Genomic DNA, 19,952 nt, shown 5'->3' on the forward strand with positions numbered 1-19,952 from the left:
CATGAGCGCCGCGACCGTGCTCTCCGCCGCCGGTGGTGGCGGCCTCACCGCGCTCGAGACGGAGCCCGGCAACCTGCAGCACGCGTACCTCGAGATCTGCGAGCCGGCGGCCGACGGCTCCCTGACCAAGCCCGGCCCCCGCCTGCACAAGCTCATGTTCCAGTTCAACCCCAAGGAGCTGACCCTCGCCAAGAGCGCGTCGTGGGGCCGCGACACGAGCCGCAACAGCAAGAAGAGCGGGCCGCCGCAGTACAACGGCCCCCAGCCCGCGAAGCTCACGCTCGAGATGTTCTTCGACGCGTCGGCCACGCAGGACGACAAGGTGGTCAAGAACGTCGAGCTGCTGTTCGAGTGCTGCGTGCCGACGAAGACGACGCAGCAGCAGAAGAAGGGCTCCCCGCCGTTCGTGCTGCTGCGGTGGGGGCCGCTCACCGGCTTCCTCGCCTACATCTCGAGCGTGCAGGCGAAGTACACGCTCTTCACCGCGAAGGGCATGCCGATCCGGGCGGTCTGCACCGTCACGCTCGACGAGCTCGCCGGCGAGAAGCCCGGGCAGAACCCGACGTCGGGCGGGCTCGTGCCCCGGCGCCTGCACGTCGTCGTCGACGGGGACACCCTCGCGGGGGTCGCGTACCGCGAGTACGGGGACGCAGCGCTGTGGCGGGCGGTCGCGCAGGTCAACGGGATCGACGACCCGATGCGGCTGCGCCCCGGCCGGCACCTCCTGCTGCCGTCCCTCGACGAGATCGCCGGTCCGCGCGGCGCCGCGTCGCCGTCCCGTGCGCCCGAGGGCCACCCGCACAGCAAGGAGCCCGCCCGTGCCGCACGGTGAGGAGCACGCGAACACGCCGATCGTCGAGGTCGCCGGCCGGCCCCTGCCCGACGACGTGGCCGCGCTCCTGGTCTCCGGGTACGTGGACGACAGCTCGAACGTCCCGGACCTGTTCGTGCTGCGCTTCAGCGACCCCGGCACGGTCGTGCTGACGAAGGCCGGCATCACGATCGGCGCGAAGCTGCGCATCCTCGTGCAGACCAGCGCGCCCGGCGGCCCCGTCCCGCTGCTGACGGGCGAGGTCACGGCGCTCGAGCTCGAGGTGTCGGCGGCGGGCACGCACACCGTCGTGCGGGGGCTGGACGCCTCGCACCGGCTCTTCCGGGGCCGGCGCGTCGAGGCGTACGTCAACGTCACCGCCGCCGACGTCGCGCGCACCGTCGCCCGACGCGCGGGCATCGACACGGGCACGATCGACGCGCGCGGCCCGGTGCTCGACCACGTCGCGCAGGACGGCATCGACGACTGGACGTTCCTGCGCGGGCTCGCCGACCAGGTCGGCGCCGTCCTCGCGGTCGTCGACGGCAAGCTGAGCTTCACGTCGGCGACGAAGGCGTCCGACGCGCCGACCGGCTCGGCGGGCGCACGGCAGGACCCCCTCGTGATCGAGCAGGGCGTGAACCTCGTGCACCTCCGGGCGACCGTCACCTCGGCGGGTCAGGTCCCCGACGTCGAGGTGCGGGGGTGGGACGTCGCCGCGAAGCGCGAGCTCGTGGCGGTCGCCCCGGCCCGCAGCGCGAGCGCCGAGCTCGGCGGGGTCACACCGGCGTCGCTCGCCGCGACGTTCTCCAGCCCGCGCTACGTCGTCGCGGCGTCGACGTTCGGGCAGCAGGCGCAGTGCGACGCCGCGGCGGCGGCCCTCGCCGACCACCTCGCCGGCGGGTTCGCGGAGCTCGACGGCGTCGTGCGCGGCAACCCGCGGCTCCGTGCCGGCACGGCGGTGTCGCTCGCGAACGTCGGTGCACCGTTCGAGGGGCGGTACACCCTGAGCGCGACCCGCCACGACTTCTCCCAGGACGCCGGGTACCTCACCTCGTTCACGGCCGGGAACACCTCGGAGCGCTCGCTCTACGGGGTCGCGACGGGGGCGCTCGGCGGGTCCGGCAGGTCCGGCGGGCCCGGGCCCCTCGCGGGCGTCGTGACGGCCCAGGTCACGGACCTGAAGGACCCCGACGGGCGGGGCCGGGTCAAGGTCCGCTTCCCGGTGCTCTCCGACACGTACGAGAGCTGGTGGGCGCGCACCGTCCAGCCCGGCGCCGGTGCGAAGCGCGGCGCGGTCCTGCTGCCCGAGGTCGGTGACGAGGTGCTCGTCGCGTTCGGGCAGGGCAGCTTCCAGCAGCCGTACGTGCTCGGCGGGCTCTACAACGGCAAGGACCAGCCGGACAAGCCGTGGTCGGACCACGTGGGGTCCACGGACGGCGCCGTGACCCGCCGGGCCCTCGTCTCGCGCACCGGGATGCTCGTCGAGTTCCTCGAGTCGCCCGACGGCGAGGAGCTCACGGTGAGCACCGACGGCGGGGCGCAGAAGATCACGCTCACCCAGAAGCCCCAGGCCGGTATCACGATCGTCTCGACGGGCTCGGTCTCGGTGACGGCCGACAAGGACGTCGCGGTGAGCACCGGGTCGGGGAACGTCACGGTCAAGGGCGTCAAGGTCTCGCTCACCGCGACGGGTGCGCTCGAGCTCAAGGGCGCCACGGTCAAGGTCACGGCCGACGGCACCGCGGAGCTCTCGTCGAGCGGCATCACCACCGTCAAGGGCTCGCTGGTCAAGATCAACTGACGGCGCCGCCCCCGGTCACCGGGGGGCCGCCGTGGAGGGGGACGAGGACGTGGGGCAGGAGTTCGTCGGCGCCGGGTGGGCGTTCCCCGTGCGCACCGACCCGACCGGGCGGATCGCGCTCGTGACGCGCGAGCGCGAGATCGAGGAGAGCATCCGCCTGATCCTCGCGACGTCCCCGGGCGAACGGCCCATGCGCCCCGAGTTCGGCTGCGCGGTGCACGACTACGTGTTCGCCCCCGCGGACGCCGCGACCGCCGGGGACATCGCGTACGCGGTGCGGGTCGCGCTCGAGCACTGGGAGCCCCGCATCGAGCTCGAGGACGTGGTCGTGCGCTTCGACGCGGTCGACGACGGCGTGCTGTTCATCGAGATCCACTACGCGCTGCGCGGCACGAACGACCCGCGCAACCTCGTCTTCCCGTTCTACGTGATCCCCGAGCACGAAGGTGGTGCGTGAGAGTGCTCCCCGCCCCCGACCTCGACGACCGGCGGTTCCAGGACCTCGTCGACGACGCGAAGCGCCTGGTCCAGCAGCGCTGCCCCGAGTGGACCGACCACAACGTCTCCGACCCGGGTGTGACGCTCATCGAGGCGTTCGCGTTCATGGTCGACCAGCTCGTGTACCGGCTCAACCGCGTCCCCGACCGGCTGTACGTGACGTTCCTCGACCTGCTCGGCGTGCAGCTGCACCCGCCGACGGCCGCGACCGTCGACGTGACGTTCTGGCTGTCCGCGCCGCAGCCCGAGCCGGTCGTCGTGCAGCCCGGGACAGCGGTCTCGACGCAGCGGACCGAGGACGACGAGGCGGTCGTCTTCTCGACGCGCACCCGCCTGACCGTGCCGCCGCGCCGGCTCGTGCACGTGCTCACGCAGACGGCCGGTGCCGAGCCCGTGCGCCACGACGACGACCTCGCCTCCGACGTGGACTTCGCGGCGTTCGCCCCGACCCCGCAGGTCGACGACGTCGTGCTGCTGGGCCTCGACGACGCGGCCCCCGGCTGCGCGGTCGTCGTGCGGCTGGACTGCGACGTGCACGGCGTCGGCGTCGACCCCCGGCACCCTCCGCTCGTCTGGGAGGCGTGGGACGGCTCGGTGTGGCGGCGCTGCGAGGTCGACAGCGACGCGACCGGCGGCCTGAACCAGCGCGGCGACGTCGTGCTGCACGTGCCCGCGAGCCACACCGCGTCGGTCGTGCGCCAGCTGCGCGCGGGCTGGCTGCGCTGCCGGGTCGTCGCGCCCGTCGAGGGCTACCCGGCGTACGGGGCCTCGCCGACGATCGGGGCGGCGAGCGCGTTCACGATCGGCGGGACGGTCCCCGCGGTGCACGCCTCGACGGTGCTCGACGAGGTCCTCGGCCTCTCCGAGGGCGTGCCGGGGCAGGTCTTCGCGCTCGAGCACCACCCGGTGGTCCCCGACGGGCGCCGGTTCGTCGTCGAGGTCGCGGACGGGTCGGGCTGGGGCGAGTGGACCGAGGTCGACTCGTTCGCCGGCTCGGGCCCCGAGGACCGCGTGGTGCGCGTCGACCGCGCGACGGGCGAGGTGCAGCTGCCGCCCGCGGTCCGCGAGGCCGACGGCACCCTGCGCGCGTACGGCGCCGTCCCGCCCAAGGGCGTCCCGCTGCGCGTGCCCTCGTACCGGACCGGCGGCGGTCCGGACGGCAACGTCGCCGCCCGGGTCATCGCGGTCCTGCGCACGCCCGTGCCGTTCGTCGACCGGGTCGAGAACCGCCGGGCGGCGCTCGGCGGGGTCGCCGGGGAGACCGTCGAGCAGGCCAAGGAGCGCGGCCCGCTCGCGCTGCGCACCCGCGACCGTGCGGTCACCGCCGAGGACTACGAGCAGCTCGCGCGCCGCGCCGCGCCCGGCATCGCGCGGGTGCGCTGCATCCCCGCGACCGCCGGACCCGACGCGCACGGGCTGCGGGTGCTGGTGGTGCCGTCCGCGGTGCCCGACGACGCGGGGGTCCTGCGGTTCGAGGACCTCGTGCCCTCCGACGAGGCCCTCGCGGTCGTCGCGCAGCACCTCGACGAGCGCCGGCCGGTCGGCGCGCGCGTGCTCGTCGAGCCCCCGTACTACCAGGGCGTCACGGTCGTGGCGCGGCTCACCGCACGGCCGCGGGTCGCGACCGACGCGCTGCGGGCCGCCGCGCTCATCGCGCTGCACCGCTACCTCGACCCGCTCACCGGCGGCCCCGACGGCGTGGGGTGGCCGTTCGGGCGGCCCGTCCAGGCCGGCGAGGTGTACGCGGTGCTCCAGCGCCTGCCCGGCACCGAGATCGTCGACGACGTCCAGCTGTTCGCCGCCGACCCGCTCACCGGGGAGCGCGGCGAGCCCGTGCAGCGCCTCGAGCTCGACCCGCACGCCCTGGTGTTCTCGTTCGAGCACCGCGTGCGCGTCACGGCGGGGGTGTGACGTGCGGGGCACGGTGCCGGGGCTGATCAACCCGGTCGCGCTCGTCGACCGGCTCCCGGCCGTCTACCAGGACGAGGACTTCGTGCGGCGCTTCGTCGGCGCGTTCGACGAGGTGCTCGCCCCGGTGCTGCTCACGATCGACCGGCTCGAGTGCTACCTGGACCCGCGCCTCGCGCCGCCCGACTTCCTGTCCTGGGTCGGGGAGTGGGTCGGCATCGAGCTCGACGACGCGTGGGACCTCGCCCAGAGCCGCGAGATCGTCGCGGGCGCCTCGTCGCTGCACCGGCGCCGCGGGACCCGCCCCGGGATCGAGGACGCCGTGCGGCTCGCGCTGGGCCTCGGCCTGTCCGGCGGCGAGGGCGCGCGCGGCGACGTCGAGGTCGTCGACTCGGGCGGGACCGTCTGGTCCGCCCGGCCCGACGGCCGACTCCCGGGCTCCCCCGAGCTGTCCCTGACGGTCCGCGTGCGGGTCCCCGACCCCTCCACCGTCGACATCCGTCGCCTCGACCGGGTCGTCGGCGCGGTCAAGCCCGCGCACGTCCCCCACACCGTGGTCGTCGAGCCCTGCACCGAGGAGGAACCGTGCTGATCTGCACCACGTGCGGCACGCGCAACCAGGACGACGAGCACTTCTGCGCGGAGTGCGGCGCCTACCTGGCGTGGGAGGGCGAGCGCGTCGAGGAGACCCCGGCCGCCGCCGACCCGGTCGCCCCGCCCGCCGTTGCTCCCGCGCCCACCGCGACCGTCCGAGCCCCCGCCACCGGGAGGGCCGAGCCGGCCGCGACCCCGGCGACCGCTGCGCCCTCGTCCGCGCCCCGGACGGCCGCTCCGTCGACCGTCGCGGCGAACGGCGCGGCGCCCGCGTCCGCCGCGCCACCCGTCACCACCCCGGTGCCCGAGGCAGGGCCGCCGTCGTCGACGACCCGGTCCCGCGCCGAGGCGCTCCTCGCGCCCCCGGCGGACCCGCCGCCGGCCCCGCGCGCCCGCAACGACGGCCCGGCGCCCGTGCTGCCCGGCGCCCGCGCCCCGAAGCCCCGCACGGCCCGCCCCGCACCGGCCGACGAGCCGCCGCCGGCGCCCGGCGACCAGGTCTGCGGGCAGTGCGGCGCGGGCAACGCCGCGTCGCGCAAGTTCTGCCGGCGCTGCGGCGAGAGCCTCATCGACGCGCCCGTCGTCCCGCGGGCGTCCTGGTGGACGCGGGTGACGACGCGGCGCCCGCGCGAGCTCGTGGCCGGCACCCGGCCCCGCGCGCCCCGCCGCCCGTTCCGCGCGCGCTGGGTCGTGGTCCCCGCGATCCTCGTGCTCCTCGTGGGCGGGCTGTGGTCGCAGCGCGAGCGGCTCTCGGACCTCTACGACACCGTCGTCGACCGCGTCGTCGGCAACGGCCCGGTCAACCCCGCGGAGGTCGTCGCGTCGAGCTCCGCCGACGGCCGGGGCGCCGCGGCCGCGATGGACGGCGCGACGAACCAGTCCTGGGCGCCCGCCGAGCCCGGTGAGGGCACCGGCGAGTTCCTCGAGATGCGGTTCGACGAGCCGTTCCGCCTCGCGTACGTCCGCATCTTCTCCGGGGCCTCGACGGAGCAGCCCGAGTTCCTCGCCGAGGGCCGCCCCGAGGAGGTCGCCCTCACGCTGCTCAAGGCCGACGGCTCCCAGACGACCGAGCAGCTGCAGCTCGCGGACGCGGCGGGCGGCCAGGAGTTCCCGGTCGGCGCCGACGACGTGGTCGCCGCGCGGGTCACGGTGGTCTCGGCGTACCCGGTACCCGAGGGGGCGTCGGTGTCGCTGGGCGAGGTCGAGTTCCTGGGGAGGACCTGACGTGCGCGCGGTCGGACGGGGCCGGTTCTCGCGAGCCGCCGGGGACGGCCGGGACCGCCACGTCGGACGTCGGCGGCAGCCCGAGGCCCGCGAGCACCTCGTCGTACCGCAGCTGCGCACGGCCGGCCGTCGCGTGGTCGCCCGCGAGCCTGCTCGCCTCGATCAGCGTCCGCCACGCGTCGTCCCGGTACGGGTCGATCTCGACGCCGCGCGCCGCCGCCGAGGCCGCAGCGGTCGCGTCCCCGCGGGCCAGCTCGAGCGTCGCGAGCGTCGCCGCGGCCTCCGCGGCCCGGACCCGGTACTGCTCCCGCGCGCCCACGACCCACTCCGCCGGTCCCTCCTCGGGCATGAGCTCGCCGGTGTACACGGCGAGCGCGGCGCGCAGCTCACGCCTCGCCCGGGACCGGTCGCCCGGTGCCGACCGGTCCCGGGCCGCCGCGGTGAGCGCCCGGTCGAACACGAGCAGGTCGCACGTCGAGCCCTCGGGCAGCACGAGCCCGTAGGCGTCGCCGTCGCGCACGACGATGGCCGTCGTGACACCCGCCTGGGCCAGCAGCGCCCGCAGGCTCGACAGCGCGACCTGCAGCCCGTGCAAAGCGGCGGACGGGTCCAGCTCGCCCCACAGCGTGTCGGCGAGCTGCTCGCGGTGCGTGAGGCGCCCGGTGTGCAGCGCGAGGAGCCGCAGCAGCGAGCGCGCCCGTGGCCGGATCCGCGTCAGCCCGACGGGCACCCCGGACACCAGCAGGCGGAACTCCTCGAAGCAGCGCACCTCGAACGGCCCGGTCGCGACGGGCTCGGGACCCGGCCGCACGACGGCGAACCCGGCGGCGGGGAGCCCCGGGGGCTCGGGCCCGGGCGGCGGCACGGTGCCGGGCGGCGCGACGCTGCCCGTCGGCGGGACGCTGCTGCCCGGCGGGACGCTGCTGCTCGGCAGGACGCTGCCGGGCGGCGGGTCGAGGACGGTCCGCAGCGCCGTCTCCCAGCCCGCGGGCCGCGGGCCGAACCCGCTCGCCGACGCGGACGCGGCGGCGAGCTCCAGGAGCTCCTCGCGCTCGGCGGGCCGGCTGAGGGCGAGCGCACCGTAGGCGACCCACAGCGCGCCCGGGACGCCGGCCGCACGGGCGAACGCCTCGGCCGACTCGGCGGCCGGCTCGGCGTTCGGGAGGTCCCCGGTGGCCGCGACCACGGCGTGCAGCGACCGTGCCCAGGCCTCGAGCACGCCCGCGTCGAGGGCGCGCCACCGCGTGCACAGCTCGTCGAGCCCCTGGTCGAGCTGCGCGGGCCGCAGCCGGGCGGCGCGCAGCTGCGCGGCGACGGCGGCGGAGGCGACGACCGCCGCTCCCCACGGGTCCCCGCGCCGGTCGGCCTCCTCGACGAGCGCGCGCACGACCTTCGCCGCGTCGACCCCCCGCGTCGGGACGAGCGCGACCGCGATCCCGTGCGCGACGCGCACCCACCAGGCGAGCCCGTCCTGGTCCGCGGCGGACACCACCCGGTCCAGCGCGGCACCCGCGAGCAGGCCGGGGCCGCCGAGCGCGTCGAGCGTCGCGAGCGCGAGCCGGGCCGTGAGCCCCGTGCGCACGTCGGTGTGGGGTCGCTGCACGCACTCCTCGAGCAGCGGTCGCGCCTCCACGAGGTCCCCGGCGAGCACGAGCGCGAGCCCGCGCACGAGGTCGCGGTGCTCGTCGTCGAGCGGACCGGCGCGCGCGGCGGCCTCCTGCGGCGCGCGCCGCGTGGCCTCCCGCAGCAGACCGACCCAGTCCTCCGGGGCGGGTTCGCGCCCGGCGCCCGGCAGCCACGTGCGGGCGGCAGCAGCCACGCGGACCGCCCACGCCGAGCCGACGGGGTCCTCGACGAGCCGGGTCCGCGCCCGGTCGGCGACCGCCGCGGCCGTCGCGAGGGTCCCGTCCTCGAGCAGCCGGCTCGCGAACACGAGCGACGCCCACGGGTCGTCCTCCTGGAGCCAGACCGGCAGCGAGTCGCCCAGGCCGTCCGCGGCGGACCGCACGAGCGGCATGCCCCCGACGCGCAGGAGCCGGCGCACGGCGTCCCAGTCGCGGGCGAGCGCGTGCAGCCGCAGCGCCTCGGCGGGTGCACCGTCCCCCTCGCACACCCGCGCGGCCTGCTGCCACCAGCGGGTCGCCTGGGTCGAGCCGAGCTGCTCCTGGAGCTGGGTCTCGAGGTGGCGGCGCAGCGCCTCGTGGCAGCGGAACCGGACCCCGTCGCCGTCCCGCGTCACCGCGGACGTCAGGCGCTCGAGCTCGCTGAGCAGGCGCCGGCTCGTCCCCGGGGTGCCGAGCAGCCCGTCGCAGCGGTCCGCCGTCAGGGTCTCGAGCACCGAGGTCCGGGTCAGGAAGCGCCGCAGCTGCCCGGGCAGCGTCTGCAGCACCTCGTGCGCGAGGTACTCCTCGGCGTACCGGGACCGCTGGGCGAGCGCGGCGACGGCCGTCCTCCGCTCGGTCGCCCCGAGGGCGGCGGTCGCCAGGTGGAACAGGTGCAGCCCCGCCGGCCAGCCCGCGGTGCGCCGCGCGAGGGCCGCCGCGTCGTCCGCCGCGAGCGGCACGGCGTAGACGTCGCGGAAGAGCTGCTGGACCTCGGGCGCCCGCATCGCGAGGTCCTCGCCGGTCACCAGCACGGCCGTCGGGAGCTCGGAGCGCACCAGGTTGAACCCGGGCCTCCGGCGCGATCCCATGAGGACGTGCAGGTGCACCGGCGCCAGCAGCAGGAGCCGCTCGACCACCGCCTCGGCGGGCGAGCCGGCGATCGTGTGCAGGTCGTCGAGGACCAGCACGAGCGGTGCGGTGCGACGCTCGGTCGCCACGGCGAGCTCCTCGGGCGAGGACGCGCCGGACGCCGGCAGGTCGAGGACCTCGCCGAGCGCCTGGGCGAGCCGGTCGACGAGCCGGCCCGGGGCCTCGTCCTCACGCTCGACCCGGAGCCAGGCGACGTCCGCCCCGACGGTGTGCGCCCAGTGCGCCATCAGGGTCGTCTTGCCCGCACCGGGCGGCGCGACGACGAGGCCGAGCCGGGTCACGAGCACCCGGTCGAGCGCGGCGAGCAGACGGGGGCGCCGCACCCCGGCCACCCGCGGCACCGACCGTCGTGCCTGCGGGAGCGTCGTGCCCCCTGTGCCCACGTCCCCCATCACGCCCCCGGAAGGAGCGGGCCGACCGCGCCCGATCCTTCATCGTCTGGGCGGCGCTCCGGGGTGTCAAGGAAGTTCGTGCGGCGCCGACCCGCCGCACCCGTCCGCCCGGGGGGCACACCATGACCGACGTCCCGCGCCGACCCGCACGCCCGCTGCCCCCACCGGGGCCGGGCCGGGGCTCGCCTCCGGCGGCGGACCGCACCACCCCGGGCCTCGCGGCCGTCACGGGCCGGGTCGGGCTGCCGCGCGCCGGCGTCCGCGTCCGCGCTGCGGTGCTCGCCGTGCTCGTCGTGATCGTGCTCGGTGGAGGCGGCTGGCCGTGGCTCACAGGACCGGCGGAGGCCGGCGGAGGACCGTCGGGGTCGACCACCGGGGCGGACTCCCGCCGGGTGGCGGCGGGCCAGCCGGACGCGCGGTCCGCGCACGCGCAGTCGGCCCGGCTCTCCGCTCAGGGAGCCGCCTACGCGAGGGCGGAGCACGCGCGGGCCCGGGCGACGGCCCTCGCGACGCTCGCGTCCGTCGAGAGCGCCTCCGTGCACGCCTACCCGGGGGTGGACCCGCAGCTCGTCGCGCAGCTGGACGCCGCCGTCGCGCATCTGGCGCGCACCCTCCAGGCGACGGCCGAGGTCCCCGAACCGGCCCTGCTCGGGACGCGCGCCGGACGCGCCGCTGTCCGCGGGTCGGGCGGCGGTGCGGTCGCGGTCTCGTCCGACACGGCGGGTCCGCTGCCGGGCGGGGCCGTCCCCGCCGGGACGACGCCGGGCGGCGCGGCACTCGTCGCGGCGGGCCCCGGAGCCGTCGCCCTCGGGGGCACGGTTCCCGGCGGCACTCTTCTCGGGGGCACGGTTCGTGGGGGCACGGTTCTTGGCGGCACAGTTCTTGGGGGCACGGTCCTGGGGGGCAGCGCTCGCAGCGACGTGCCCCCCGCGACTGCGCCGGCGACCCGTGCGGGGACGCCCGACACGCTCGAGCTCCGGGCGCAGTACCCCGCGCTCACGCTGCGGGTCGAGGCCGCTGCCGAGCGGGTCGCGCTGCTGCGGTCGGTCGTCGAGGCCGCCGCGCGCGACGCCGCCGCACGGCTCGACGCGATCGACGCCCTGCTCGCGACGGCCCAGCCCCCCGCCGCGCTGCGCGCACCCGGACCGGCGACGGCATCGTCGGGCACGTACCTGCCGGGCGGGATCGACCCGTCGGGCGACCCGTACCCGAACGGTGCGATCCCGCTGCACACGTTGTGCCCGCTCGTGTCGAACCCCCGCGCGCTGCTGCGCTGCGACGCCGCCGCCGCGTTCGACCGCCTCGCCGCCGCGTACGAACGCGACCTCGGGGAGCCGCTGCGGGTGACCGACAGCTACCGCACGTTCGCCGCGCAGGTCGCGGTCAAGGCGGCGAAGCCGGGCCTGGCGGCGACGCCGGGGCGGTCGAACCACGGGCGCGGCGTCGCCGTGGACCTCGCGGGCTTCGGCGGGGTCGGGCAGTTCGACCGGCCCGGGTACCTGTGGATGAGGGCCCACGCCACCGAGCACGGCTGGTACCACCCGCAGTGGGCCGGCCCGGGCGGCGTCGGGCCCGCGGAGCCGTGGCACTGGGAGTTCGGTGGGGCGCCCGGCGGCGTCCTCGGCGCCCTGCGCCCGGCACGCCCCCAGGACATGCCCGCCGCTCCCCCGGCGCCCGTCGCACCGGCTCCTGGCCCGGTGGCGCCGCCCGTCCCGGCGCCAGGGCCCGCTGCGCCCGCGCCCGCGGCCCCAGGCCCCACGACGCCCGAGCCGACACCCACGTCCGGGCCGCCGGCCGACCCCGCGCCGCCGGCCCCGGAGCCGTCCGACCCGCCGGCCGACGACCCCGCCGACGTGCCCCCGGCCGACACCCCGGCCGACGCCCAGCAGGACGCCGATGTACCGGCCGCGCTCGCGGACGAGACCGAGGCGGGCGCCGGCGGGTGACCGAGCGAGGCAGTCGGGCGGCCACGCTCGCGGACGAGACCGAGGCGGGTGCCGGCGGGTAGCCGAGCGAGGGAAGCCTGCGCCGACGCTCAGCCCGGCGCCGCGCCCGTGAGCTCGCGCCGCACGAGCCAGCGCTCGCGGTGCCCGCTGTGCGCGCTCGTCGGGGCGGCGCGGTGGAACCCCGCGGCCTCGAACAGCTCGACCGTCCCGACGTACCCCGACACGATGTCGACCCGCGTGCCCCCGGTCTCGACGGGGTACCCCTCGACGACCTCGGCGCCGTGCGCGGCGGCGTGCTCGACGGCGCCGGCGAGCAGCACGTGCATCAGCCCACGGCGGCGGAACCCGGCGCGCACCACGAAGCACACGACGCTCCACGGGTCGCGGGCGTCGTCGAGCAGCGGGATCGTCCGCGAGCGCACGAGTCGCCGGTACGAGCTGCGGGGGGCGACCGAGCACCAGCCCGCGACGGCGTCGTCCACGTAGACCAGCACGCCGGGGCCGGGTCCGTCCGCGCACTGGCGGCGCAGCGCGTCGGGGCGCTCGGTGTTCGACAGCCGTGCGTCGCGGTAGCTCTGGCACCAGCAGGCGCCGGCGCCGGGCTTCTGCGTGCCGACGACGAGGGCGGCGTCGGCGTAGCGGCCCAGCGCAGGAACGACCTCGATCCCCATCACGTCACCGTAGCGACGGGCTCCGACGCCCGGGCCGGGCGGCTCGGCTGCGCAGCCGGCCCTGCGCGATCGCGACGCCGAGCAGCACGACGACCGCGCCGACCGGCTGGTTCCAGGTGACGTGGTCGCCCAGGAACAGGACCCCGACGGCCGCGGCGACGACCGGCGTCAGGTAGGTCACCGAGCTCGCGGTCGTGGTCCCGGCCCGGGCGATCACGCGGAAGTTGAGGATGAACGCGACACCCGAGCTGAGCACGCCGAGCGCGAGGACCGCCACGACGACCGCGGTCGTCACCTCGCCCACGGGCGCGACGCCGCTCACGAGCACCACGGGCGTCATGACGGCGGCGGCGATCCCGATCTGCCCGGCCGCGAGCGCGACCGGCGGGTATCGGGTCCCGGAGAGGAACTTCCGGGTGTACGGGAAGCCGAGGCCGTAGCAGGTGATCGCGCCGACGCACGCGAGCACGCCGCCGAGCTGCCCGGTCCCGAGCCCGTGCCAGACCCCCATGACGACGAGCAGCCCGAGGAACCCGAGCACGAGCCCGGACGCCCGCGCCGGCCCGGGCCGCTCCGCGCGGAAGAACAGGGCCACCCACAGCAGGGTCATGAGCGGCGTCGCGGCGTTGATGATGCCCGCGAGCACCGAGGACACCGACTGCTGCCCGAGCGCGAACAGCGTGAAGGGGACGGCGTTGACCAGCAGCGCGAGCACGGTCAGGTGACCGATCGTCCGGGCGTCGCGCGGCAGCGGCGTGCGGGTGACCGCCGCGATGACCAGGAGCGTCACGGCCCCGACCGCGATGCGCCAGAACGCGACCTGGATCGGCGGCAGCGCGTCGAGCGCGAGCGCGATGAACGCGAACGAGCAGCCCCACATGACCGCGAGGAGCGCGTAGCTGCCGAGCCACCCGCCGGACGCGGCCGGTGCCGGGCCCGGCGCCGGCGCGGCTCGGTCGGCGGGGGCCTCGGTCTCGCGCGGTGACGTCACTCCGTGACCCTAGGTGCTCGCGCGCCGGGTGGCTGGCGCAGATCGGACGGCGCGTCTGCCGCCGCGCGAGCGCCCGGCACCGAGAGCCGCCGTCGGGCAGCGGTGTCCGCGGGCCGGCGACCGCGACGTTCAGGCCGGCACAGCGCCGCTCGACGACCAGCCGCGCCGGTGGAGCCGCTCGACCCCGCCGAGGAGCAGGTCGAGCCCGAACTCGAACTCGAACCGGTCGTCGCACCCGGGGCCGACGATGCTGCCCGGGTCGTGCGGCCGGCTCGTGGCGACCGTGGCGACGTTCGGGAACATCGCCGCCAGCTGCTGCATCGCGGCCTGCGCCTCGGGGCCGAGCGCCGCGAGCTCGTCCGGCGTGGGCCCGGGGGCGGTGTCGTAGAGCTCTTGGGTGAACCCGAAGATCCGGCTGCCGAGCGCGTGCATCACGTGGTGCACGAGGTCGACGGACAGCCCGCCCGCGAGGAACGCCCCGATCGTCGAGTCCATGTACGCGAGCACGACCGGCGTCGGCGCGGCCCGCGACTCCATGACCCGGCGCGCCCAGGGGTGGCGGAGCATGACCTCGCGGGCGGACAGGATGCGCCCGCGCACGGCGTCCGCCCAGTCGGCGGCGGGGTCGGGCGGGTCGATCTCGCCGAGGACGGCGTCGACCATGCCGTCGAGCAGCGCGTCCTTGTGCGCCACGTGCTTGTAGAGCGCCATCGGCACGACCCCGAGCACCTGCGCGAGCCGTCGCATGCTCACGGCGTCGATGCCGTCCTCGTCGGCGAGCGCGACGGCCGCCCGCAGGACCCGGTCCCGGTCGAGGCGCTCACGCCGTGCCGTGTCCGTCCCCTCGGCCACGAGGCCTCCTCTCCGCCGGGCGCGTGCGACGCCCTTGACGGGTGTACAGCGTACGCCTAGCCTCGTCGACATCAAGGTGTACGCAGTACACCTTCCGTCCGAGGAGAACACCGTGCCCGCCACCCGAAGAGCTGCCGTCACCGCCGGCGTGCTGTACCTGCTCACGCACGTCACCTCCATCACCGCCGTGCTGCTCTACCGCGACATCGGCGAGCCCGAGCGCTTCCTGGCGGGCACCGGGGCCGACGGTCCGGTGCTGCTCGGCTCGCTGCTCGAGGTCGTCCTGGCCCTCGCCGTGATCGGCACCGCGGTGACGCTGTACCCCGTCGTCCGGCGGCAGCACGAGGGAGCGGCACTCGGGTACGCGGCGCTGCGGACCCTCGAGGCCGCGGTCATCACGATCGGCGTCGTGCCGCTGCTCGCGCTGGTCACCGTCCGGCAGTCGCTCGCCGGCGCGCCGGGCCCCGAGACGGTCGCGCTCGCCGAGGGCCTGGTCGCGCTGCACGACTGGACGTTCCTCGTCGGCCCCGGGTTCGTCTGCGGCACCAACACGGTCGTCCTCGCAGCGCTGCTCCTCCGGTCGGGCCTCGTGCCACGGCCGATCGCGGTGCTCGGGCTCGTCGGCGGCCCGCTCGTCCTCGCGACGAACGCGGGCGTGATGTTCGGCCTGTACGACCAGGTCTCGGTGCTCACCGGGCTCGGCGCGGTCCCGATCTTCGCGTGGGAGATCTGCCTCGCGGTCTACCTGATCACCCGCGGCTTCCGGCCCTTCCCCGCGACGCCCGACGAGCGTGCGGTGACGTCCGGCCGCGAGCCGCAGCCGGCCGGCGTCTGACCCGCGCGGCGCAGGAGGTCGACGAGCACGGCCCCCGGCGCCCGACATCGCCGGTTTCCCCAAGAGGCACGAACGAGGGCAGGACCGCCGCCCCGGCCTTGCGGTCGCGCTCGGCCGGGGAGAAGCGTGGACGCACCGGCCCGTCGCGGCCGTCCGCACCGCCCGGCCCACCGGAGCGTCCCCTGCGGCGCACCCGGCGGGCCTCGCAGCGCGCCTCGTCGTCCCGGGGAGACCGTCATGAAGCTCCGCCCGTCCACCGCTGCGCTCCGGGTGCTGGGGGCGCTCGTCGCGCTCGTCACCGCCACCGTCGTCGCGGCACCCGCGCCGGCCTACCCGGGGGGCGGGTCGACGCCGGTCACCGCGTGCGGCCAGACGCTCACCGACGGCGCTCACCACCTCACCGGCGACCTCGCGTGCGACGGGGTCGGCTTCACGGTCGTCGGGGTGGTGACGCTCGACCTCGCGGGCCACACCCTCGACGGCGGCGGCTCCGGCACCGCGTTCTGGCTCCCGCTCCCGTGGGAGACCGAGGACCGCGGGACCCTCACCGTCACCGGCGGCCGGGTCAGCGGCTGGAGCACGGGCTTCCACGCGGACCCGAGCGGCCTGTCGTGGAACCTCCGGCTCGAGGCCTGCGAGCTCGCCGACACGGACGTGGTGTTCACGGCCAACGACTGGGGTGGCCCCCTCGTGGTCGACGGGTGCTCCGTGCACGACAACGGCGCGGTCTTCGCGCTCGGCATGACGTCGACGGTCAGGGTCACGGACTCGGTGCTCGAGCGGAACGCCGAGGTCGTCGGGTTCCTCGGCGACGGGACGAACGTGTCGATCCACCGGAGCACGCTCGTCGACAACGGCCGCTTCGCCGCCGTCTCCGCCATGGCGAGCCTGTTCCTGAGCGAGAGCACGATCAGCGGGGCCGACCTCGCGCTCGAGGGAGCCATCTGGTTCGGGCTGGTGGTCGTCGGCAACACGTTCCTCGGCAACGGGACGGCGATCGACGCGGGCTCCGGCGAAGGGACCTTCCGGGAGAACGTGTTCGAGGACAACGGGACGGCGTTCACCGCCTCGGGATCGGCGCCCGAGCCCTGGGGCGGTGCGACGCTCCTGACCGACAACCGGTTCGAGCGCAACGGCGACGCGATCGTCGTCACGGACGGCGCCCAGACCGAGCTCGGCGGGAACGTCGTCCTCGGGAACACGGGCTGGGGCATCTACGCACCGGGCGCCGTCGACCTGGGCGGCAACGTCGCGTACGGGAACGGCCGCTCCCCGCAGTGCACGGGCGTGGTCTGCACCCGGCCGCGGAGCTGAGCGAGCGGTCAGGACCCGCCGCGCCGGCCGCCCGGGCGCGAGCCGCTCGCCGGCACTACACTCGACGTCGGCCGTCGCGCGGCGTACCGCCCGCGCCGCTCCCCCGCGAGCTCCCCGCGCACCCCGCACACCGCCCGGCTCACCTCCGCCGGGCCGGTGCCCGCGCCTCGCGCCCCGAACGACGAAGGACCCCGTGACCTCCCCTGCGCCCACCGCCCCCGCACGGCCCCACGTCCCGGAGGCCGGCACGACCCACTCGGTGCGGAGCGCCCTCCGGTCGCCGCGGAGGCTGAAGACCGAGGTCCTGGGCGGGCTCGTCGTCGCGCTCGCCCTGATCCCCGAGGCGATCTCGTTCTCGATCATCGCGGGCGTCGACCCGCGCCTCGGACTCTTCGCGTCGTTCACGATGGCGGTGACGATCGCGTTCGTCGGCGGGCGCCCGGCGATGATCTCCGCCGCGACGGCCGCCGTCGCCCTCGTCGTCGCACCCGTCGCCCGGGTGCACGGGCCGGACTACCTGATCGCGACCGTCATCCTCGGCGGGCTCGTGCAGGTCGCGCTCGGGGCGCTCGGCGTCGCGCGGCTCATGCGGTTCGTCCCGCGCTCGGTCATGGTCGGCTTCGTCAACTCGCTGGCGATCCTCGTCTTCCTCTCCCAGCTCCCGTACCTCGTGGACGTGCCGTGGGCCGTCTACGCGCTCGTCGCTGCCGGGCTCGTGATCGTCTTCGGGCTGCCGCGGCTGACGACCGTGGTCCCGGCACCGCTCGTCGCGATCCTCGTGCTCACGGTGGTGACGGTCGCCGCGGCCGTGAGCGTCCCGACGGTCGGGGACGAGGGCGAGCTGCCCGAGAGCCTGCCGACGCTCCTGCTCCCCGACGTGCCGCTGACCCTCGAGACGCTGCGTGTCATCGCCCCGTACGCGCTGGCGATGGCGGTCGTCGGGCTGCTCGAGTCGCTCCTCACGGCGAAGCTCGTCGACGACCTCACCGACACCCACTCGGACAAGACCCGCGAGGCGTGGGGCCAGGGCGTCGCGAACGTCGTCACCGGGCTGTTCGGCGGCATGGGCGGCTGCGCGGTGATCGGGCAGACGATGATGAACGTGAAGGCGTCGGGTGCCCGCACGCGACTCTCGACGTTCCTCGCCGGGGTGTTCCTGCTGGTCCTCGTCGTCGGCCTCGGGGACCTCGTGGGGGCGATCCCGATGGCCGCGCTCGTCGCGGTCATGATCTTCGTGGCCTGGGCGGCGTTCGACTGGCACTCCGTCCGCCCGTCGACCCTGCGCCGGATGCCGGGCAGCGAGCTCGTCGTCATGCTCTCGACCGTCGTGGTGACCGTCGCGACGCACAACCTCGCGTACGGCGTCGTGTGCGGCGTGCTCGTCGCCATGGTGGCGTTCGCCCGGCGGGTCGCGCACCTCACCGACGTCAGGGTCGTCGACACCGGCGACGACGGGACCCGCACCTACGCCGTGTCCGGCGAGCTCTTCTTCGCGTCGTCGAACGACCTCGTCTACCAGTTCGACTACGCGGGCGACCCCCCGAACGTGGTCATCGACCTCGCCGACGCGCACGTCTGGGACGCCTCGACGGTCGCCGCGCTCGACGCCATCACCACGAAGTACGCCGCCCGCGGCACGACGGTCACGATCGTCAACCTGGACGAGGACAGCGCGCGCCGCCACGAGCGCCTCGCGGGGCAGCTCGGCGCGGGGCACTAGCCCGCACGCGCCCGACCGCGGGACGATCCGCACATGCCCCGGACACCCCGCGCCGTTCTCGCTGCCCTGCTCGTACTGCTGCCGCTGACCGCGGCCTGCACCTCGGGAGGGCTGCCCGGTCGTGAGCCGGACGTCACCGGGACCGTGCTCGGGCTCGCGCTGGCGGAGGCCTCCGACCGGTACTACGACCAGATGTCGCTCGCGGGCGACGACGACACCACCGTCCGTGCCGCAGACGGCGAGGAGATCACGACCGCCGACCTGCGTGACGGAGACGACGTCGACGTGTGGGTCGACGACGGCTGCGCCGAGTCGCTCCCCGTCCGGTGCGGGATCGAGACGATCCGCGTCCGCGGCTGACGACGGACGACGCCTACCGCCCGACGAGCAGGGGGCGCGACGCCAGCAGCCCGGCGACGAGCTGCAGCCCGACGACCACGAGCATCGCGAGGACGGCGGGCTCCCACGACCCGGTGGCGCCCAGCAGAGCGCCGACACCGAGCGGGCCGACCGCCGCGACCAGGTACCCGATGCCCTGGGCCATGGACGAGAGCCCGGTCGCGTCAGCGGCACTCCGGCTCCGCAGCGAGACGAGCGTGAGCGCCAGGGGGAAGCTCCCGCCGAGCCCGATCCCGAGGAGCAGGCTCGACAGGACCGACGGCGCGCCGAGGAGCAGCACGACGAGCCCGGCTCCCGTGCAGCACACGAGCACCGTCGCGACGACCCCCTGGTTCCGGATCCGGGCGGCGAGCGGTGGGACGAGCATCGCCATCGGGACCCCGACGGCGGTGACGACGCCGAGCTGAAGACCGGCCTCCCGCGCGCTGTGCCCGGCGGCGGCGTGGATGCTGGGCAGCCAGCTGAGCGTCGCGTAGAACAGCGACGACTGCAGACCCATGAACAGCGTCACCTGCCAGGCGACGGCGTCGCGCAGGAGCGCCGCGACCGGGATCGGCGCAGGTCCCGGCTCGGCGGGACGCACCCGGGCGCGGCCGACGAGGAGCCACACGGCCGCGGCGATCCCCGCAGGCACGGCCCACACGGCGAGCGCCGGCCGCCACCCGACCGCGTCGGCGAACGGGACGGTCACGCCGGCCGCGACGGCCGCGCTGAGCCCGAGCGCGGTCGAGTAGACGCCGGTCATGAGCCCGATGCGCCCGGGGAAGTACCGCTTCACCGCGACGGGCAGCACCACGTTCAGCACCGCGATCCCGGAGGCGGCGACGACAGTCCCGGCGACGAGCCCGGTCGCCGTGGGCGACAGCCGCAGCAGAGATCCGACGACCAGGACGAGGAGCGCGGCGACCTGCGTCGCGACGATCCCACGCCGTCGCACGAGCGCACCGCCCAGCGCGCCGACGACCCCGAAGCAGAGCACCGGCGCCGCGGCCAGGGCCGAGAGCGCGACGGCGCCCAGCCCGGTGTCCGCACCGGCCCGGGTGAGCACGGGCCCGAGCCCGACCACGGCCGGGCGCAGGTTGAGGGCGACGGTCACGACGCCGGCGACCAACAGCACGCGCACGGCACGGTCGCGTCGGGCCGCCGCGCGCTCTCCCGGCGCCGGTGCCACCGCCCCGGACGGGACGGCGTGGATCTGGTCGGGCAGGCGGGCGTCCAGCGGGGCTCCTCCGGTCGCCTG

16 protein-coding genes are annotated in these 19,952 nt (G+C 76.3%); 11 read left to right on the plus strand and 5 right to left on the minus strand.

Going from position 1 to position 19,952, the window contains the following annotated elements:
* The first annotated feature begins 1 nt into the window (after position 1).
* From ACWFNE_RS18465 to ACWFNE_RS18490, 6 genes are read left to right on the plus strand one after another with little or no spacing between them, the layout of a single operon-like run.
* Positions 2-832 carry a CIS tube protein gene (locus ACWFNE_RS18465; RefSeq protein WP_452123878.1) on the plus strand — a complete coding sequence of 277 codons (831 nt, stop codon included), beginning with the start codon at positions 2-4 and terminating at the stop codon, positions 830-832.
* On the plus strand, positions 819-2,615 hold the full coding sequence (locus ACWFNE_RS18470; protein ID WP_452123879.1) for a VgrG-related protein: 1,797 nt from the start codon (positions 819-821) through the stop codon (positions 2,613-2,615). The genes ACWFNE_RS18465 and ACWFNE_RS18470 overlap by 14 nt, the downstream gene beginning before the upstream one ends.
* Before the next feature lie 31 nt (positions 2,616-2,646).
* The gene (locus ACWFNE_RS18475) at positions 2,647-3,072 is read left to right on the plus strand and encodes a GPW/gp25 family protein (RefSeq protein WP_452123880.1); all 426 of its coding nucleotides are present in this window, start codon (positions 2,647-2,649) and stop codon (positions 3,070-3,072) included.
* A complete protein-coding gene (locus ACWFNE_RS18480; protein ID WP_452123881.1) occupies positions 3,069-5,024 on the plus strand; it encodes a putative baseplate assembly protein in 1,956 nt (651 codons plus the stop codon). Before ACWFNE_RS18475 ends, ACWFNE_RS18480 begins: the two co-directional genes overlap by 4 nt.
* A 1-nt stretch (position 5,025) precedes the next feature.
* The gene (locus ACWFNE_RS18485) at positions 5,026-5,613 is read left to right on the plus strand and encodes a phage tail protein (protein WP_452123882.1); all 588 of its coding nucleotides are present in this window, start codon (positions 5,026-5,028) and stop codon (positions 5,611-5,613) included.
* Positions 5,607-6,839, plus strand: a complete 1,233-nt coding sequence (locus tag ACWFNE_RS18490; RefSeq protein ID WP_452123883.1) for an NADase-type glycan-binding domain-containing protein — start codon at positions 5,607-5,609, stop codon at positions 6,837-6,839. The genes ACWFNE_RS18485 and ACWFNE_RS18490 overlap by 7 nt, the downstream gene beginning before the upstream one ends.
* Here the strand turns inward: ACWFNE_RS18490 and ACWFNE_RS18495 are convergent.
* Positions 6,760-9,915, minus strand: a complete 3,156-nt coding sequence (locus ACWFNE_RS18495; RefSeq protein ID WP_452123884.1) for a BTAD domain-containing putative transcriptional regulator — start codon at positions 9,913-9,915, stop codon at positions 6,760-6,762. The genes ACWFNE_RS18490 and ACWFNE_RS18495 overlap by 80 nt on opposite strands.
* 191 nt (positions 9,916-10,106) lie before the next feature.
* Between ACWFNE_RS18495 and ACWFNE_RS18500 the strand changes: the two genes are divergently transcribed.
* Positions 10,107-11,930 carry a D-alanyl-D-alanine carboxypeptidase family protein gene (locus ACWFNE_RS18500; protein WP_452123885.1) on the plus strand — a complete coding sequence of 608 codons (1,824 nt, stop codon included), beginning with the start codon at positions 10,107-10,109 and terminating at the stop codon, positions 11,928-11,930.
* Between the two features lie 89 nt (positions 11,931-12,019).
* Here ACWFNE_RS18500 and ACWFNE_RS18505 read toward each other — a convergent pair whose 3' ends face one another.
* From ACWFNE_RS18505 to ACWFNE_RS18515, 3 genes are all read right to left on the minus strand, one after another.
* On the minus strand, positions 12,020-12,601 hold the full coding sequence (locus tag ACWFNE_RS18505) for an N-acetyltransferase family protein (protein ID WP_452123886.1): 582 nt from the start codon (positions 12,599-12,601) through the stop codon (positions 12,020-12,022).
* 4 nt (positions 12,602-12,605) lie between these two features.
* The gene (locus ACWFNE_RS18510; protein WP_452123887.1) at positions 12,606-13,592 is read right to left on the minus strand and encodes a DMT family transporter; all 987 of its coding nucleotides are present in this window, start codon (positions 13,590-13,592) and stop codon (positions 12,606-12,608) included.
* 129 nt (positions 13,593-13,721) lie between these two features.
* Entirely contained in the window at positions 13,722-14,444 is a 723-nt protein-coding gene (locus ACWFNE_RS18515; RefSeq protein WP_452123888.1) for a TetR/AcrR family transcriptional regulator, read from the minus strand.
* A gap of 112 nt (positions 14,445-14,556) precedes the next feature.
* Between ACWFNE_RS18515 and ACWFNE_RS18520 the strand changes: the two genes are divergently transcribed.
* The 4 genes from ACWFNE_RS18520 (at position 14,557) to ACWFNE_RS18535 (ending at position 18,673) form a co-directional block, all read left to right on the plus strand.
* Entirely contained in the window at positions 14,557-15,279 is a 723-nt protein-coding gene (locus tag ACWFNE_RS18520; protein WP_452123889.1) for a DUF4386 domain-containing protein, read from the plus strand.
* 237 nt (positions 15,280-15,516) lie between these two features.
* Positions 15,517-16,593 (plus strand): right-handed parallel beta-helix repeat-containing protein, encoded by a 1,077-nt coding sequence (locus ACWFNE_RS18525; protein WP_452123890.1) that lies wholly within the window; start codon positions 15,517-15,519, stop codon positions 16,591-16,593.
* Between the two features lie 193 nt (positions 16,594-16,786).
* The gene (locus ACWFNE_RS18530) at positions 16,787-18,313 is read left to right on the plus strand and encodes a SulP family inorganic anion transporter (protein WP_452123891.1); all 1,527 of its coding nucleotides are present in this window, start codon (positions 16,787-16,789) and stop codon (positions 18,311-18,313) included.
* A 33-nt stretch (positions 18,314-18,346) separates the two neighbouring features.
* Entirely contained in the window at positions 18,347-18,673 is a 327-nt protein-coding gene (locus tag ACWFNE_RS18535; protein ID WP_452123892.1) for a hypothetical protein, read from the plus strand.
* A gap of 13 nt (positions 18,674-18,686) precedes the next feature.
* Here the strand turns inward: ACWFNE_RS18535 and ACWFNE_RS18540 are convergent, their stop codons facing one another.
* The gene (locus ACWFNE_RS18540) at positions 18,687-19,835 is read right to left on the minus strand and encodes an MFS transporter (RefSeq protein WP_452123893.1); all 1,149 of its coding nucleotides are present in this window, start codon (positions 19,833-19,835) and stop codon (positions 18,687-18,689) included.
* Positions 19,836-19,952 lie beyond the last annotated feature (117 nt).

This window comes from Cellulomonas sp. NPDC055163 (genome assembly GCF_053607065.1).

Excerpts from the sequence above, each read along its gene's own strand:
- ACWFNE_RS18465 (WP_452123878.1), top strand. The coding sequence starts at position 2 with ATGAGCGCCGCGACCGTGCTCTCCGCCGCCGGTGGTGGCGGCCTCACC.
- ACWFNE_RS18500 (WP_452123885.1), top strand. The coding sequence starts at position 10,107 with ATGACCGACGTCCCGCGCCGACCCGCACGCCCGCTGCCCCCACCGGGG.
- ACWFNE_RS18505 (WP_452123886.1), bottom strand. The coding sequence starts at position 12,601 with ATGGGGATCGAGGTCGTTCCTGCGCTGGGCCGCTACGCCGACGCCGCC.
- ACWFNE_RS18525 (WP_452123890.1), top strand. The coding sequence starts at position 15,517 with ATGAAGCTCCGCCCGTCCACCGCTGCGCTCCGGGTGCTGGGGGCGCTC.
- ACWFNE_RS18535 (WP_452123892.1), top strand. The coding sequence starts at position 18,347 with ATGCCCCGGACACCCCGCGCCGTTCTCGCTGCCCTGCTCGTACTGCTG.